The 15,800-nt window shown below is 60.2% G+C and carries 18 protein-coding genes; 15 read left to right on the top strand and 3 right to left on the bottom strand.

Annotated features, from left to right (window positions below):
- Positions 1–457 precede the first annotated feature (457 nt).
- Positions 458–1,828, top strand: a complete 1,371-nt coding sequence (locus J1C59_RS21355) for an aldehyde dehydrogenase family protein (RefSeq protein WP_128087008.1) — start codon at positions 458–460, stop codon at positions 1,826–1,828.
- 3 nt (positions 1,829–1,831) lie between these two features.
- Here J1C59_RS21355 and J1C59_RS21350 read toward each other — a convergent pair whose 3' ends face one another.
- Together J1C59_RS21350 and zigA are read right to left on the bottom strand one after the other, a co-directional pair.
- Positions 1,832–3,010, bottom strand: coding sequence for an NAD(P)/FAD-dependent oxidoreductase (locus J1C59_RS21350; RefSeq protein ID WP_140916927.1), 1,179 nt, complete (start codon positions 3,008–3,010; stop codon positions 1,832–1,834).
- Between the two features lie 93 nt (positions 3,011–3,103).
- On the bottom strand, positions 3,104–4,333 hold the full coding sequence (gene zigA / locus J1C59_RS21345) for a zinc metallochaperone GTPase ZigA (RefSeq protein ID WP_128087009.1): 1,230 nt from the start codon (positions 4,331–4,333) through the stop codon (positions 3,104–3,106).
- Positions 4,334–4,449: 116 nt separating this feature from the next.
- Between zigA and J1C59_RS21340 the strand changes: the two genes are divergently transcribed.
- A complete protein-coding gene (locus tag J1C59_RS21340) occupies positions 4,450–4,788 on the top strand; it encodes an ASCH domain-containing protein (protein WP_111138933.1) in 339 nt (112 codons plus the stop codon).
- On the opposite strand, the gene J1C59_RS21335 is transcribed toward J1C59_RS21340, so the two are convergent.
- On the bottom strand, positions 4,789–5,337 hold the full coding sequence (locus tag J1C59_RS21335) for a helix-turn-helix domain-containing protein (RefSeq protein ID WP_111138934.1): 549 nt from the start codon (positions 5,335–5,337) through the stop codon (positions 4,789–4,791).
- A gap of 111 nt (positions 5,338–5,448) precedes the next feature.
- On the opposite strand from J1C59_RS21335, the gene J1C59_RS21330 reads away from it, so the two are divergent.
- From J1C59_RS21330 to J1C59_RS21270, 13 genes are all read left to right on the top strand, one after another.
- The gene (locus tag J1C59_RS21330; protein ID WP_128087057.1) at positions 5,449–6,117 is read left to right on the top strand and encodes an AzlC family ABC transporter permease; all 669 of its coding nucleotides are present in this window, start codon (positions 5,449–5,451) and stop codon (positions 6,115–6,117) included.
- Entirely contained in the window at positions 6,114–6,437 is a 324-nt protein-coding gene (locus J1C59_RS21325; RefSeq protein WP_128087058.1) for an AzlD domain-containing protein, read from the top strand. The genes J1C59_RS21330 and J1C59_RS21325 overlap by 4 nt, the downstream gene beginning before the upstream one ends.
- Before the next feature lie 190 nt (positions 6,438–6,627).
- Positions 6,628–7,230 (top strand): TetR/AcrR family transcriptional regulator, encoded by a 603-nt coding sequence (locus tag J1C59_RS21320; RefSeq protein ID WP_140916926.1) that lies wholly within the window; start codon positions 6,628–6,630, stop codon positions 7,228–7,230.
- A 50-nt stretch (positions 7,231–7,280) separates the two neighbouring features.
- Positions 7,281–8,180, top strand: a complete 900-nt coding sequence (locus tag J1C59_RS21315) for an alpha/beta fold hydrolase (protein WP_128087010.1) — start codon at positions 7,281–7,283, stop codon at positions 8,178–8,180.
- Between the two features lie 120 nt (positions 8,181–8,300).
- The gene (locus J1C59_RS21310) at positions 8,301–9,023 is read left to right on the top strand and encodes a DJ-1/PfpI family protein (RefSeq protein WP_128087011.1); all 723 of its coding nucleotides are present in this window, start codon (positions 8,301–8,303) and stop codon (positions 9,021–9,023) included.
- A gap of 378 nt (positions 9,024–9,401) precedes the next feature.
- Positions 9,402–10,589, top strand: coding sequence for a M20 metallopeptidase family protein (locus tag J1C59_RS21305; RefSeq protein ID WP_128087012.1), 1,188 nt, complete (start codon positions 9,402–9,404; stop codon positions 10,587–10,589).
- Between the two features lie 19 nt (positions 10,590–10,608).
- A complete protein-coding gene (locus tag J1C59_RS21300) occupies positions 10,609–11,457 on the top strand; it encodes a substrate-binding periplasmic protein (protein WP_208721845.1) in 849 nt (282 codons plus the stop codon).
- A 6-nt stretch (positions 11,458–11,463) separates the two neighbouring features.
- A complete protein-coding gene (locus tag J1C59_RS21295) occupies positions 11,464–12,189 on the top strand; it encodes an ABC transporter permease (protein ID WP_208721844.1) in 726 nt (241 codons plus the stop codon).
- Positions 12,190–12,198: 9 nt separating this feature from the next.
- A complete protein-coding gene (locus tag J1C59_RS21290) occupies positions 12,199–12,885 on the top strand; it encodes an ABC transporter permease (protein ID WP_128087013.1) in 687 nt (228 codons plus the stop codon).
- Positions 12,882–13,661 (top strand): ATP-binding cassette domain-containing protein, encoded by a 780-nt coding sequence (locus J1C59_RS21285; protein WP_128087014.1) that lies wholly within the window; start codon positions 12,882–12,884, stop codon positions 13,659–13,661. The genes J1C59_RS21290 and J1C59_RS21285 overlap by 4 nt, the downstream gene beginning before the upstream one ends.
- Before the next feature lie 268 nt (positions 13,662–13,929).
- Entirely contained in the window at positions 13,930–14,490 is a 561-nt protein-coding gene (locus J1C59_RS21280; protein ID WP_199559976.1) for a fasciclin domain-containing protein, read from the top strand.
- 60 nt (positions 14,491–14,550) lie between these two features.
- Positions 14,551–15,099: a sigma-70 family RNA polymerase sigma factor gene (locus J1C59_RS21275; RefSeq protein WP_128087015.1), complete on the top strand. Its 549-nt coding sequence runs from the start codon at positions 14,551–14,553 to the stop codon at positions 15,097–15,099.
- On the top strand, positions 15,096–15,773 hold the full coding sequence (locus J1C59_RS21270; protein WP_140916924.1) for an anti-sigma factor: 678 nt from the start codon (positions 15,096–15,098) through the stop codon (positions 15,771–15,773). Before J1C59_RS21275 ends, J1C59_RS21270 begins: the two co-directional genes overlap by 4 nt.
- The last annotated feature ends 27 nt before the right edge of the window (positions 15,774–15,800 follow it).

The raw sequence follows: 15,800 nt of genomic DNA, 5'->3' as shown, positions 1-15,800 counted from the left end.
GCTTAAGATCTTCATTCTGTGGATGAAAGGGATCGTTTTCTGACTACAGTGAACATTAGCACTGTTTATAGTGAACATTCTACCTGGTACAGTGAATAAAGTACTGATTACAGTGAACACTTTACTGATTATAGTGAACACGATCACCCTTTGAGCCCTTGGGGCGTGCGGCCTGCGACGATCGGGGATCTCTTAGGATCTCTCTATGATCTGTTAAGGATCGTTTTTTAGGATCTGGTCACTGTATAAGTGGAAAACATCAGAATCTGGCGATCCTCTGCGGGCAGTCTGCCGGCTGAGATAAGCGAAATGCAGGGATCCCGATCGTCTCGCCGAACCGATCCTGCCAGCATCAGTTCACTTTTAATAAACAACTTCCTCACTATTATTCATTTTTCATCACCAACCAGAGCGCGTATCGTTTTTCCATCACTGACAGAATGAGGAAACCGGCATCATGACTGAACATGTCCTATCACGTAACCCGACAACGGGTGAAATTCTGGCACGCTATCCCTTACAGTCCGCATCAGAGCTGGAGCAGGCACTGACAGAGAGCGCCGCTGCATATGCCCGATGGCAGCAGAGCGACATGGCGGACAGAGTGCGCGTGTTGCGCCAGCTGGGTGAACAGCTCCGTCAGCGCGAACCGGAACTCTCCCGCACAATCACGCTGGAGATGGGAAAACCGATTGCACAGGCCCGTGCCGAAGTCCTGAAATGTGCGAACTTATGTGACTGGTATGCTGAACATGGCCCGGCGATGCTTGCTGATCAGCCGACTCAGGTTGCAGAGGCCTGGCAGCGTTTCCGTCCGATTGGCGTTATCCTGGCCGTTATGCCGTGGAATTTCCCCCTGTGGCAGGTTCTGCGGGGCGCTGTCAGCATGCTGCTGGCAGGTAACACCTATCTGCTGAAACACGCGCCTAACGTCATGGGAAGCGCCACACTGATGGCCGAGCTGTTCAGGGCGACCGATCTGCCCGCGGGCGGCTTTAATCTGATTAATGTCGATAACGACGGCGTGTCCATTGCAATTAAAGATGACCGGATCGCCGCGGTCGCCGTGACCGGCAGCGTCCGGGCCGGTGCCGCAATCGCTGCGCAGGCGGGTGCCGCCCTGAAGAAAACCGTGCTGGAACTGGGCGGTTCGGATCCTTTCATCGTGCTGGCCGATGCCGACCTCGATGAAGCCGTTAAGTCTGCCGTGATCGGACGCTTCCAGAACACCGGACAGGTCTGCATGGCGGCCAAACGCTTTATTGTGGAAGCGCCGATTGCCGACGAGTTTGAAAAACGCTTTACGGCAGCAGTTCAGGCACTGACCATGGGCGATCCGCTGGACGAGAAGACGTTTCTCGGCCCGATGGCGCGCGCCGATCTGCGTGACGAACTGGACGGCCAGGTCAGGGCTACGCTGGCAGAAGGGGCGCGTCTGGTCCTGGGTGGCGAAAAGATCGCGGGACCGGGTAACTACTATGCACCGACGATCCTTGCGGATGTCACCAGCAGCATGACGGCGTTTCGTCAGGAGCTGTTTGGCCCGGTTGCCGCGATTGCCGTCGCACGGGATCCCCAGCATGCGCTTGAGATCGCCAACGACAGCGACTTTGGCCTCAGCGCTACCGTCTGGAGCGGCAATGAAGCGACCGCCGACCGTCTGGCACTGCAGCTGGAAGTCGGGGCTGTGTTTGTGAACGGTAACGGGGCCTCCGATCCGCGCGTCACCATCGGGGGGGTGAAGAAAAGCGGTTACGGTCGCGAGCTGTCACACTTTGGTGTGCATGAATTCTGTAACGTACAGACCGTGTGGAAGAACCGCCGCTGAGGGTTACTGCGCCGCAGGAAGATAGGCGGGTGCGCACCTGATGCCCGCACTGAGCGGTCGCAGCAGCCGATGCGGTGCAAAATCGTTCAGCATCGGCGAGGCGGTGCCGCTCAGCATCTCTTCCGCCACCAGCCTGCCCAGCAGCGGGGCCAGGGTCATGCCGCTGTGGGTGACCATCAGATAGATTTTTGACGATGCACTGAGATAGCCCAGCGCGGGCAATCCGTCAGCCGGGCGCGACCGCTGCCCGGTTTCAATTTTCTCAATTTTTGCCCCCTCACTGTGCCTGAACAGCCGCTGCAGCCGTCGCAGCATCTCTTTGCCAATCAGCCCATCCGGCGAAACCGGGCGGGCCGGATCGGCATGCTGATCCAGATCGAGCGCCTGCAGCATAAGGCGGCCTCCGCCGTCCGGCCGCACATTAAGTTCCGGCGTGATCAGATTGCAGTTAAGCGGGATCGGCAGCGGCTGGGTGTGCGCCAGAAAACTGCAGGCCACCGGATCGGCACGGTTCGCATCGGTCATCGCCAGTTCAAGCCCGCACTGGCTGAGCAGCTCAGGTGCCCAGCGGCCGGTTGCCAGAACCAGCTGATCGCCGCGCCACTCTTCACCGCTGGCCAGCGTCAGATGCACACCCCGGTCCGACTCCGCCAGCGTGGTGACCTCACTCTGAGAAATGAGTCGCCCCCCGCTGGCGTGCAGATCGGCCAGCAGAGAGGCGATGTAGAGGCTGGGATAGAGCAGGCATTCCGAGGAAAAAAACCACGCCTGCTGAACGCGGGGATCAAGCCGCAGACCGGGCAGGGCGCTGAGCAGCGCCTCGCGGTCACGCGTTTCACAGGGATAACCCAGCGCCGTGAGTTTCGCGGCACGCCGGGTCAGCTGCTGGTGGATAGCGGGATCGGCCGCCCATTCCAGCGTGCCCGTTTCCAGCAGCCAGCGGGGCGAGACCGGATGGCTGGCCTGCCAGCTCCGGTGCGCCTCTGTCGCGTGCGCATTGAGTGCGTGGTAGCTGGCGGGATCCTTGCCGTTGGCATTCACCCAGGCGTAACTGATCTGGCTGGTGCCGCCACCGGGACAGCCCTTGTCGAAAACGGTGACCTGCGCACCCTGACGGGAAAGGGACTGTGCGACGGCTAAACCCAGCACACCTGCACCAATAACGGCAATACGTTGCGGCATCTGCGGCACCTCCTGAACAGGGATCGGCGGGCGATCGTCACCCGCGCGGTTGTGTCACTATTGCGGAGCCCGGCCATGCCGTCAACCGGTGCGTCAGGCCGTTACCTCGTCAAACCAGGCGGGAACCGGGTCCGCCAGCATGACCCACTGTTCCGGGCCGGCCGCCATCTCCTGCTCTGTCAGCAGCGCGCGATCCAGCGCCGCACGGATGCGCGGCTCATCCATTTCGATACCGATAAAGACCAGCTCCTGACGCGCATCACCGGTGCCTTCCTGCCACTGTCCGGCGATGAAGTTAAGGGACTCCGCATCCTGCGGCCAGTCGGCGCGCGGAACGCTGACCCACCAGCGGCCGGCATATCCCTGACGCGCCACTGCGCCCGCCTGCGACCAGAGTCCGGCATAGTCGGGGCGGCTGGCCAGCCAGAAGTAGCCTTTTGAACGGACGATCCCGTCGAGTTCGTGGTTCACCACCTGCCAGAAACGCTGCGGATGAAACGGCCGGCGGGCGCGATAGACAAAACTCCGGATGCCATACTCCTCCGATTCCGGCTGATGCTCTCCGCGCAGCGTCTGCAGCCAGCCGGGTGCCTGAGCCGCCCGATCAAAGTCGAACCGGCCGGTATTCAGGAGTGCGTCCAGCGGCACCTGACCGAATTCGCTCTCCACAATACGGGCGTGCGGGTTAAGCGCGTGCAGCATGCCCTGCAGTTCATGGCGTTCCGCCTGGCTCAGCAGATCTGTTTTGTTGAGCACCAGCAGATCGCAGAATTCAATCTGATCCACCAGCAGATCCACCACGGAGCGCTCATCCTGGTCGCCCAGCGATTCGCCACGCGACCGAAGATCGTCGACCGAGCGGTAATCCCGCAGGAAGTTGAGGCCATCCACGACCGTGATCATGCTGTCCAGCCGGGCATAAGCGGAGAGGCTTTCCCCATCTTCATCCTCGAAGGTGAACGTTTCCGCCACCGGCAGGGGTTCGGAAATGCCGGTGGATTCGATCACCAGGTGGTCGAACCGACCAGCCTGCGCCAGACGTTTCACCTCCAGCAGCAGGTCTTCACGCAGCGTGCAGCAGATGCAGCCGTTGCTCATCTCGACCAGTTTTTCATCGGTACGGGAGAGTTCTGCGCCGCCGTTGCGCACCAGCGCCGCATCGATATTGATCTCAGACATATCATTGACGATGACCGCGATCCGCCGTCCTTCGCGGTTGTTCAGGATATGGTTCAGCAGGGTGGTTTTGCCTGCGCCAAGAAAGCCGGAGAGCACCGCCACCGGCAGGCGGGGATCGAGGGGAGTGACTGAGGAGAGGGTCATAGCGTTACCTTACAATGCACGTTAATTATTATGTTATAACATAACATTCAGGATTTTGTTTTCAACCCGTAATTGTGTTTAGTTGTCCGGATAACCACAGATGAGCAGGAGAAAAGATGCAGCGGCTTACACTCGTTCCGCGCCTGATGCCGGCCGTCCGGCGCGGCGAAAAAACCTCGACGATACGCTGGCAGGAGGGGGTGATCGTCCCTGGCCTGCTGAGACTGGAAAATCGGCAGGATGCAGCCGACGCGGTCACTGTGTGGGTGACGCACGTTGAGACTCTGCGTTTAAGTGAGGTGGCTGCGCGGCTGGGAAAAGCGGCGGAATGGCCGGATGCGTGGCTCCTGGCGGGGATGCGCGAACACTATCCGGCTATCTGCCTGAGCAGCGAGGTGCAGCTCATTCATCACCTCACGCCCGCGCAGACAGAGGCGAAACGCGCCGGACGCTAATCAGGTGTGTTCGATCACCAGCAGCGCCAGCGTATCGGGTTCCAGCGCCCGGAACATATGCAGCTCATCGCCCGGATAGGTGATGTAATCTCCCACGTCCAGATCGACCGCACTGTCGACCGGTCCCACCCGCGCACGCCCTCTGGCGATAATGATGTGCTCGATGGTATTGGGAATATGGGGCTGTGAAACGCGCTCGCTGCCGGGCTGAACCTCCAGCAGATAGATGTCACGCCGCGCACCGGGCGGGCAGGAGGCCAGCAGAACGGCCTGATAATCCGCCAGGTCGGCCGTCACCGTCAGTCCTTCCCCGCGCCGGATAACCTGCAGACGGCGGGCATCCGGCTCCAGCAGCCGCGAAAACGGGATATTCAGCGTCACGCAAAGCGACCACAGGGTTTCAATGCCCGGATTACCATTTCCTGCCTCCAGCTGGGAAAGCGTGGATTTGGCAATGCCGGCGCGGCGCGCTACCTCAGCCAGTGACAGCCCTGATCGCTGACGTTCCCGCACGAGGGCATTGGCAATAATGCTGATAGGGGTATTCAAACGCACTCCTGATAACCTGAATGTTTTTTTTATCGAACGTTACGTTCATCTTGTAAAACGATGCCCGGCTGTTCATTATATCGGATTATACGTTCATTATGAGAGGGGATGATGATTTTTCCGCAGATGCCGTTGCTGGATAAAGGGGTGATAAAAGCGATTTTTCTGGTCTGCCTGGCGGACGGAATCGTGGGCCTTTCTTACGGTTCGCTGGCCTCCGCCGACGGTTTCCCCCTCTGGGTGCCGCTGGCCTTGTCAACGCTGGTGCTGGCGGGCGCGTCGGAGTTCCTGTTTATCGGCATCGTGGCGGGCGGGGGCAGTCCCTTTACCGCCGCCGCGGCCGGTCTGCTGGTCAATGCGCGCCACCTGCCGTTTGGCATTGCGGTAAAGGATCTGGTGGGCAGGGGGCCGTCGGGCTGGTTTGGCTGTCACATCATGAACGACGAAAGCGTGGTGTTTGGCATCTCTCAGCCTCAGCTGGCCCAGCGCCGCAGCGCTTACTGGCTGTGCGGGATTGGGATTGGCCTGATCTGGCCGGTCAGCGTGATGACCGGCGCGGCAATAGGGCAGTTCATTCCGGATGTCTCCCTGATTGGTCTGGATGCCGTCTTCCCGGCCATCCTGATCGCCCTGATCTTCCCGGCGCTGCGTCAGCGTCGCACCCGGCTACCCGCCACCGTCGGCGCACTCCTCTCCCTGCTGGCGACGCCCCTGGTTCCGGCGGGCATGCCGGTACTGTTTTCGTTACTGGGCCTGCTGACATGGAGATCGCGCAAATGACGCACCAGGGATTGATCATCGCCGGCATCGCCCTGCTGGCCGCCGGAACCTATCTGATGCGCTTTGCGGGTGTCCGGCTGGGTAACCGGCTGCCCATCAGTGAGCGCACGCAGCAGATGCTCTCTGACGCGGCCACGATACTGCTGCTGGCGGTCGCCGCGACCACCACGCTGTTCGAAGGCCAGCATTTTGCCGGTGTGGCGCGGGTCGCGGGCGTGGGCTTTGCGCTGCTGCTGGCCTGGCGGCGGGCACCGCTGATCATGATCATTCTGGGGGCCGCGATGATGACGGCGCTGCTGCGTTTTCTCGGCGTGGCCTGACGCCTCCCTTACGCGCTTTCGGCGGGGCGGCCCGGTTCCCTGATCAGATTCGGGCCGCCTTTCATCCCGCGCTAGTCCGCTCCGCCCGATCCCGAAACCGCGGCTTTTACCGGGCGGGATAAAAAAGCTTCACACCGCAGGGGATTCGGTTTATGTTCAGGGAAATGATCGTTTCCTAAAGGTGCCCGCGATGAACGATAACCGCTACAAGGATCGGGGGCGGCCACGCGCCTTTGACGCCGACGCGGTGCTCGATCGTGCGATGCTGCTGTTTCGTCAGAAAGGGTATCACGCCACGTCGATCGGGGATCTGAGTCAGGCAATGCAGCTTACCACGGGCAGCATCTACAAAGCCTTTACCGACAAGCGCACGCTGTTTGCAGACGTTTTTGCCCGCTATCTCTCTCTGCGTAACAGCAGCCTGTCGCAGCGTCTGGCGCGGTGTGATAACGGCCGGGCGAAACTGGCAGAGCTGCTGGCGTTCTATGTGGATTCCGTGCGTGACATTGAGGGTGAACGGGGCTGTCTGGTGGCGGTCAGCGCCGTAGAGCTGCAGACGCTGGATGAGGAGCTGGCGGGCGCGGTCGGGGCGGCGCTGATGCGCAATTACCAGAACCTGCAGCAGCTTATCCTTCAGGGGCAGCAGGATGGCTCCGTGAATCCCACGCTCGACAGTGCACCGGCGGCCTCTCTGCTGCTCTGCGTCGTGCTGGGAATGCGGGTCGCCGGTAAAGTGGCGGCGACCCGGCCGGACGCCAGCGTGATTCCACTGGCGATGAAGCTGCTCGATTAATTTTTTTACCAATAAAGGAAATGATCGTTTCCTTAATATCCGGAGGTTCTATGTCGTCGCATCCCGCGTTTCAGCATCACTTTGTCACTGTCGGCTCACAGCGTCTGCACTATCTGCATGCAGGCGGTGATCACCCGGAAACCGTGGTCCTGCTGGCCGGATTTCCGCAGAGCAGCTATGCCTGGCGGGATGTGATCCCTCTGCTGGCCCGCCGTTTCAACGTTATCGCCCCCGATATGCCCGGTCAGGGAGATTCAGATTTCCCCGCCGACGGTTACGACACGGACACGGTGGCCAGGCGGATCGTCGAGCTGCTGCAACAGCTCGGCGTGGAACGTTTCTCGCTGGCCGGACATGATGTCGGTGCCTGGGTGGCGTGGTCACTGGCAGCCCGATACAGCGGAAAGGTCAGCCGGGTGGCGCTGCTGGACGGGGGCATCCCCGGCGTCACGCTTCCGGAGACGCTGCCGCTGGTCGGGGAGAGCGCCCGGAAAATCTGGCACTTTGCGTTTCACTCTGTGCAGGACCTGCCGGAAGCCCTGATCGCGGGCAGAGAAGGCCTCTATCTCGACTGGTTTTTCAACCAGAAAGCCGCCAGCCCGCATCGCATCGATCCGGCGGCCCGGCGTGAATATCTGCGTGTCTTTCAGCAGCCAGGCGCACTGCGGGCCGGGCTTGCGTTCTACCGCGCCGTTGACCAGTCCGCAGAGCAGAATCGCCAGCGTGCGCGCCAGGGAAAACTGTCTCTGCCGCTGCTGGCGGTGAGTGCCGATCGTGGCTCGATTCCTGATATGGCGGCGCCCCTGCGTGCCGTTGCGCAGCAGGTTTATGGTGAAACGATAACTGACTGCGGCCACTTTATTCCGGATGAGCAACCCGAAAAACTGGCGGACATCCTGACCCGCTTTTTTACCCCACAGCCCGGCACAAACGCCGAGGCGCGGCTATAACGCGCGCGGGCGATGATGCGCTGCGCCGCTGAAGAACTTCGCTACGGCCGCGGCCTGCGCATTGCAATCTGAACAGCCAGCCGGGCATGATGGAAGCCCCTGTATTTCCGGAGTTAACGCATGACCCCTTCACTGAAGATAGGCCTGTTGCTGTTTCCTGATGTTACCCAGCTCGATCTGACCGGCCCCTGGGAGGTGTTCGCGCGCACGCCGGGCGTCGAATGCTTCCTGATGTGGAAAGATCGTCATCCGGTGCGGTCCGATCGCGGCCTGTCGATCGTGCCGACCATGACGTTTGCGGCCTGTCCGCCGCTGGATGTGATCTGTGTGCCGGGCGGACCGGGGCAGATCGCCCTGATGTCCGATGCGGTCACGCTGGATTTTCTGCGGCGGCAGGCGGAACAGGCGCAGTGGGTTACGTCCGTCTATACCGGGTCGCTGGTGCTGGGCGCGGCCGGGCTGCTGCAGGGCTACCGTGCCACCTGCCACTGGGGTTCCCTCGATCAGCTGGCCCTGCTGGGGGCGGACCCGGTTAGCCAGCGCGTGGTGCGCGACCGTAACCGCATCACCGGCGCGGGCGTCACCTCTGGCATCGATTTTGCGCTGACGCTGGTGGCGGAAATCGCCGGTGAAGACACCGCCAGAGCGGTGCAGTTGCAGATGGAATATGATCCTGAACCTCCCTTCAGCAGCGGTTCACCCCGCACTGCGCCGCCACAGGAGGTGGCACAGGCACAGGCTCAGATGGCCCCCTTTATCGCCACACGCCGTGCGGCAACGGAAAGGGCGGCTGCCCGGCTGCAGGCTCAGCCGCGCGATCCCGCCGGAGACGGGGCGGAATAACCTTATCCGCAAGCCGGGTCAGGCTGGGCTGTTTCGTCCGGCGATTCGGTTTTTATTCCGGATGCCCAGCCGCAGCCTCAGCGAAAAGAGTGCTGATTTATTTTCAGTAGCGGGATTAAAGCCATTATCCCGCCGCGAAAGTAGGGAAAGTAATGTCACAAGGCGGATTATTAATATTATTGCTGATCCGCTGCTATCTCATACGACTTTCCAATAAATAGTTCTATCTTATTGATTTATCGTGATTGATTGCCGCTTCTTCCGCGTTGCTTTCTGCAACGTGCTGTGAATAAATAAATGGTCATCATCATCCGCCATCAGGATGAATTAAAAAGAAGGTTGGCCGGAGCCTGCCGATCTCATATTGCCGGGGCTGCTATGAATCAGGAAAAAGCACGACTGGCCGGGGAAATAAAAGCCAGAGTTAATGAACTCGACTCGCAGTTAGTGGCGATTCGACGGGATATCCACGCCCATCCGGAATTAGGATTCGATACGCTGCGGACGGCCGGTCTGGTGACGGACTACCTGCAGGCGCTGGGGCTTCAGCCCCGCAGCGGAGTGGGCCGCACCGGCGTGGTGGTCGATATCGAGGGCGCAGAGCCGGGTAAAACGCTGCTGCTGCGCGCCGATATGGACGCGCTGCCTATCCATGAGCAGACCGGTTTACCCTTTGCCAGCCGCTATCCCGGAAAAATGCACGCCTGCGGGCATGACATTCACACGGCGACCCTGCTGGGGGTGGCGACCATCCTGCCGCACTACCGCCAGCAGCTCAAAGGCCGGGTCCGGCTGATATTCCAGCCCGCGGAAGAGACGCCCGACAGCGGCGCAGCCGCCATGATTGCGGATGGCGTTGCTGACGGCATCGACTGGGCCGTAACCCTGCATAATAAACCCGAGCTGGCTGCGGGCGAAATCGCCCTGACACGCGGGGCCAGCACGGCCTCCAGCGACGAATTCGATGTGACGGTGCACGGCGTCTCGACCCATGCGGCCCGCCCGCATATGGGCACCGATCCGATCATCGCCACCGTTCATCTCATCAGCCAGCTGCAGACCCTGATTTCACGCGAACGCGATCCGGCGCACTCCGCCGTTTTGACGATCGGACATATTCAGGGCGGAACCACCCACAACATCATTCCCGACAGCTGCCTGTTTCAGGGCACGATCCGGACGAAATCGCCTGAGGTCCGCGCGGCCATGGAAGCCTCATTCAAACGGATGTGTGAAGGCGTCGCCCTGGCGCAGAATGTGCGCATCGACGTTAACTTCCAGCGTGGCGTGCCGCCCCTGATGAACGACGATCGTCTGATCGATGCGCTGGAAACCATCCTGTCGCATCAGTTTGACCAGACGATCGTCGCACAGCCCAGCGCCAGCTTTGGGGCTGAAGATTTTTCACTGTTTACGGAACGCGCACCCGGCTGCCAGATCCACATCGGATCGGCCACACCGGGCCGTGATGACCACCTGCATAACTCCGACTATCAGCCGGATGAACGCAGCATTGCCGCCGGGACGCAGGCGCTGACGCGCCTCGCAGTTGATTTACTCTCTTAATTATAACAATGAGGTTTCTATGATGATGCGTAACCGCCTGTTCACGGCGTCACTGACCGTGGCACTGCTTGCCACCTCCGCGTTCAGCCAGGCGAAAGATTTTGGCACCCTGAAGTTTGCGACCGAAGCGGCCTATCCTCCGTTTAACCAGACGACGCCGGGCGGCAAAATCGTCGGCTATGAGCCGGATATGGTGGCGGAGCTGGCAAAGCGCGCGGGCTTTAAATATGAAATCATCGCGCAGAAGTGGTCAGGCATGATCCCGGGGCTGATCGACGGTAAATATGATGCCGTGGTCGATGCGGTGACCGTAACGCCAAAACGTGCCGAAGCGATCGACTTCACCCACCAGTACACCGTCAGCGTCTCCAGCTTTGTAACCGCGAAAAAAAGTCCGCTGGCGACCCTGCCGGGCAGCGGCAGGGTCGTCGCGGCAGATGACGAAGCCGGGATGAAAAAAGCGATCGACGATCTGAAAACCACCTTCAAAGGCAAAACCATTGCGGTGCAGGTCGCCACCATCCAGGCTGATTTCCTGCAGAAATATCTGGGCGATGTCGCCACAATCCGCACCTATCAGGCCGGTCCGGAAACCTATGCCGATCTGCTGAATGGCCGCGTTGATGCGGTGATGGCGTCGCGCACCAACCTCAACGCCTTTGTGAAAAAACAGAGCGATGCGATCAGCAGCAGCGGCTATGGCTTCACCGGTGGCGTGCTGGGTGCCGGCTCGGCGATTGGCCTGCGCAAGGGCAACAGCGAGCTGCAGCAGGCGCTGAACCAGGCGCTGGAGTCGATGATCAAAGACGGAACGCTGAGCAAACTGTCGATCAAATGGTTCGGCGAAGATGTCGCGCCGAAAGCGTAACCCCGGATGCTGATGACTATTGACTGGCAGATACTGGGCTTCGGGGATGAGGGATGGGGCGGCGTGCTGCTTAACGCCGCCGCCGTCACCGTCAGCGTGTCGCTCTGCGCCTGGCTGCTGGGGGCGATGCTGGGCAGCGTGCTCTGCTGGATGCAGATTGCCGGTTCGCGCTGGCAGCAGCGGCTGGCGGCAGGCTACATCACACTGTTTCGCGGCGTGCCGGAGCTGCTGGTTATCTATCTCTTCTACTTCGGCGGACGGCAGGTCGTCTCCACCGTCGGCACCGCGCTGGGCTTGCAGGGGCCGTTTGATGTCAACGGTTTTGTGGCCGGTGCGATTGCCATCGGGCTGATTTCGGGGGCCTATCAGAGCGGCGTGTTTCGTGGCGCCTTCTATGCCATTCCGGGCGGCACGCTGGAGGCGGCCACCGTAACCGGCATGGGCAGGCTGATGATGTTCCGGCGCATTATTGTGCCGCAGGCGTTACGCACCGCGCTGCCGGGCATGGGCAACCAGTGGCAGTCGGTGATCAAAGAGTCGGCGCTGGTTTCCGTGACCGGGCTGGTGGAAACCATGAACCAGGTCTCCACCGCCGCAAACTCGACCCAGATGTCCTTTTTCTTCTACAGCGTCGGGGCGGTGATCTACCTGATTATCACCACCTGTTCCGATATGGTTTTCCGCTACGTGGAAAAGTTTGCGATGCGCGGTCAACAGCGCGTAAAGGGATAAGGAGTCCACGTGGATATCATGTTTTTACAGCAGACGCTGCTGGCGCTGCTGAAAGGATTGCCGCTGACGATTAACCTGGCGCTGCTCTCTCTGCTGGGCGGCGGCGTACTGGCGCTGCTGCTGAATCTGCTGCGCATGACGCGCGTCGGCAGCCTGTTCTGCCGGTTCTACGTCTGGCTGTTTCGCGGCACGCCGCTGCTGATCCAGATTTTCATGGTTTATTACGGCCTGGGCAGCTTACCGGCGGTGCGGGAGAGCCTCTTCTGGCCGCTGCTGCGCGATCCTTACTGGTGCGGCTTGCTGGCGCTGATCCTCAACGATGCGGCCTACACCTCGGAGATCCTGCGCGGCGGGCTGCGCGCCGTCAGTCAGCAGTCGCTGGAGGCCGCGAAAGTGTCGGGCATGTCGTCGTATAAGATCTTCACCCGCATCACCTTACCGATTGCGGTCCGTCAGGCGTTACCCGCCTACAGCAATGAAATCATCTCCATGATCAAAGCGACGTCACTGGTCAGTACCATCAGCCTGATGGAGATGACCGGCATTGCCGACTCCATCGTCTCGTCCACGTTCCGGGCGCTGGAGGTGTTCCTGAGCGCGGCGCTGATCTACCTGCTGCTGACCATCCTGGTCAGTAAAGGGGTATCGATGCTGGAACGACGCTTATCACCTTACTATTTTGGAGCACGCTCATGACCGCACCTACCATCATGCTGAGCCACCTCAGAAAGAGTTATGCGGGTCACGAAGTGCTGCATGACATCAGCCTGACCGCGCAGGATGGCGACGTCATTTCGCTGATCGGGGCCAGCGGATCGGGCAAAAGTACGCTGTTACGCTGCATTCCGTTTCTGGAGGTGCCGCAGGCGGGGGAGATCGCCGTCGGCGACGTCAGCGTCACGCTGGACAATGCCGATGAAAAACTGAGCCGCGAGCAGCGTCGTCGCATCAAGCTGATGCGGATGCAGCTCGGTTTCGTGTTTCAGAGCTTTAACCTGTGGCCGCATAAAACGGTGATGCAGAACATTATCGAAGCGCCGGTGCATGTGCAGAAGCGCAGCCACAGCGAGGCGCTCGAAGAGGCCGAAGCGCTGCTGCACAAGGTCGGACTCTACGCAAAGCGCGACGCCTGGCCGTCGCAGCTCTCAGGCGGACAGCAGCAGCGCGTGGCGATTGCCCGGGCGCTGGCGCAGCAGCCGAAAGCGATACTGTTCGATGAACCCACTTCCGCGCTGGACCCGGAACTGGTGGGGGAGGTGCTGCGGGTTATTCGCGGTCTGGCGGAGGAGGGGCGCACCATGATCATCGTGACGCATGAGATGGGCTTTGCGCGCGACGTCTCGAACAAAGCGGTGTTTCTGCATCAGGGCATGATCGAGGAGTCTGGCTCACCGGAACAGGTGTTTCTGGATCCGATCTCCCCGCGCTGCCGCGCCTTTGTGAACAGCCATTTTGAGCGCAATGCAGGCTGACGCAGACAGGCGCCGCCGCGCCTGATTTCCCCCTGCGGCCCATCCGTAGTGCGACGCCGCGCCATTCAGTCACCCGGATGGCGCGGCCGGTTGCATATTCTCCTGTCCGCCGCCGCTCACGTTAACCTGTTAAAAATCAGCGTGTTAAATTTTATTTCCTCCTGCCCTAAAAAAAATTCAACTTTTTTGCATCCGTTTTCCCTGCTCATTCGTATTAACAGATAAGGGCACATCGGCCCTGTCCGTAAACTCAATGAGGAAAGTGAAAATGAAACCATTCATGCCAGCTCTGCTTTTTTCTGCTTTAGTTTTCAGCGGTGCCTCTTATGCAGCGACCATGGACAGCGACACGGTGATGGTCGGTGGGGCAGCGATGTACCCGTCGAAAAATATTGTACAGAACGCCATTAACTCCAAAGATCACACCACGCTGGTGGCGGCCGTTAAAGCGGCGGGTCTGGTGCCGACGCTGGAAGGCAAAGGGCCGTTTACCGTTTTCGCGCCGACTAATGCCGCGTTCGAAAAACTGCCGCAGGGTACCGTCGACTCCCTGCTGAAACCCGAAAACAAACAGAAACTCACCAGCGTGCTGACCTATCATGTCGTGGCCGGGAAACTGGATATGAAAGCGCTGCAGAAAAAAATCAAAGCGGGTGGCGGCAAAGCCGAACTGAAAACGGTGCAGGGTGGCGCGCTGTGGGTGATGGCGAACGGCCCGCACAACATCCAGCTGAAAGATGCCCAGGGCAACATTGCTAATATCACCACCTATGATGTGAACCAGAGTAATGGCGTCATTGACGTTATCGATACCGTGCTGATGCCATAAAAAGTGTCATCTATACTGTGTGTAGCCACTGATGTGGCTACACCTTTAACAGGGAAGACGATGACAAAAAACGTGCCTCACATTCAGGCTGAGTTAATGAATCAGATTGCCTGCGGCGACAAAGCCGCGCTGGCGCAGCTGTATCACAGCCTCTCTCCGAAGCTGTTCGGCATTATCCTGCGTATGGTCCGGCGCCGTGACTGGGCAGAAGAGATCCTCCACGACACCTTCCTTCAGATCTGGCAATCGGCAACTTATTACGACGACAGGCGCAGCGAACCGCAGATATGGCTCTGTCACATTGCCCGTAATCGGGCGATCGATTTTCTGCGAAAACATGAGAACCGGTGCTGTTCCATGGAGGAGATCACCGAAGCGGAAGCGGGCTTTCATACCCCGCTCTCTGCCGATGGCGGACATGCAGAGGCGCGCCGTCTTCAGCACTGTATGGCGCATCTGCCGTCAGAACAGCGCCAGACGCTTTCGCTCGCCTATTATCGTGGCCTGTCGCAGAGTGAAATTGCCCTCTCCCTGAGCCAGCCGGAAGGCACCATAAAAAGCTGGATCCGTCGCGCGTTAACCCATCTGCGGGAGTGCATAGGCCTATGAGTGCTCAGGAAAACGAAGACCTTGTCGCCGCGGAATATGTGCTTGGGCTGACCGATGACGCCACCCGTCAGTCGCTGGATAAACGGCTTAATGAGGACGCAGCCTTTGCTGCCGAGGTGCTGCGCTGGCAGAAAGCCTTTAGCGGACCCGATCGCATCACTCCGTCGGTCGCGCCTGCGCCCGGCGTCTGGCAGCGGATTGAGCGGGATCTCAGCCGCGCCGCTTCCACAGCCTCTGCACCCCGCACATCCGCTCATCCCGGATTCTGGCTCGGCTGGGGGCTGGCGGCGGCGCTGGCGGGCTTCCTGATTGTCAGTTACGTGACCAGGCCCGATGTCACCCCTGCTCTGCAGCCGGTGGCGGTGCTCAGCGGGGCGCAGCCTGATGCGCAGTTTGTGGTGAGTCTGGATAAGTCCGCTTCGCTGATTGAGGTGTCTGCCCTCAACATCACGCTGCCTGCGGATAAAAACTTTGAGCTATGGCTGATCAAAGGCAGTGCCGCACCGCAGTCGCTGGGGCTGATCGCGCGTCGCGAGGGCAACGCCTTTAAACTGCCGGCCGGCGCGCTGGATAACCAGACGGTGCTGGCAGTCAGTCTCGAACCGCTGGGCGGCTCTAAACAGGCCGGGCCATCGGGGCCGGTCGTTTTCCAGGGCAGGGTCACACTTCTCTGATCGGGCCCCAGACCCGCACTGTTAATC

It is taken from the genome of Pantoea deleyi, assembly GCF_022647325.1.
Lineage (GTDB): Bacteria > Pseudomonadota > Gammaproteobacteria > Enterobacterales > Enterobacteriaceae > Pantoea > Pantoea deleyi.
The sequence above is the reverse complement of the archived record's forward strand: the minus strand, read 5'-3'. Positions and strand labels throughout refer to the sequence as shown.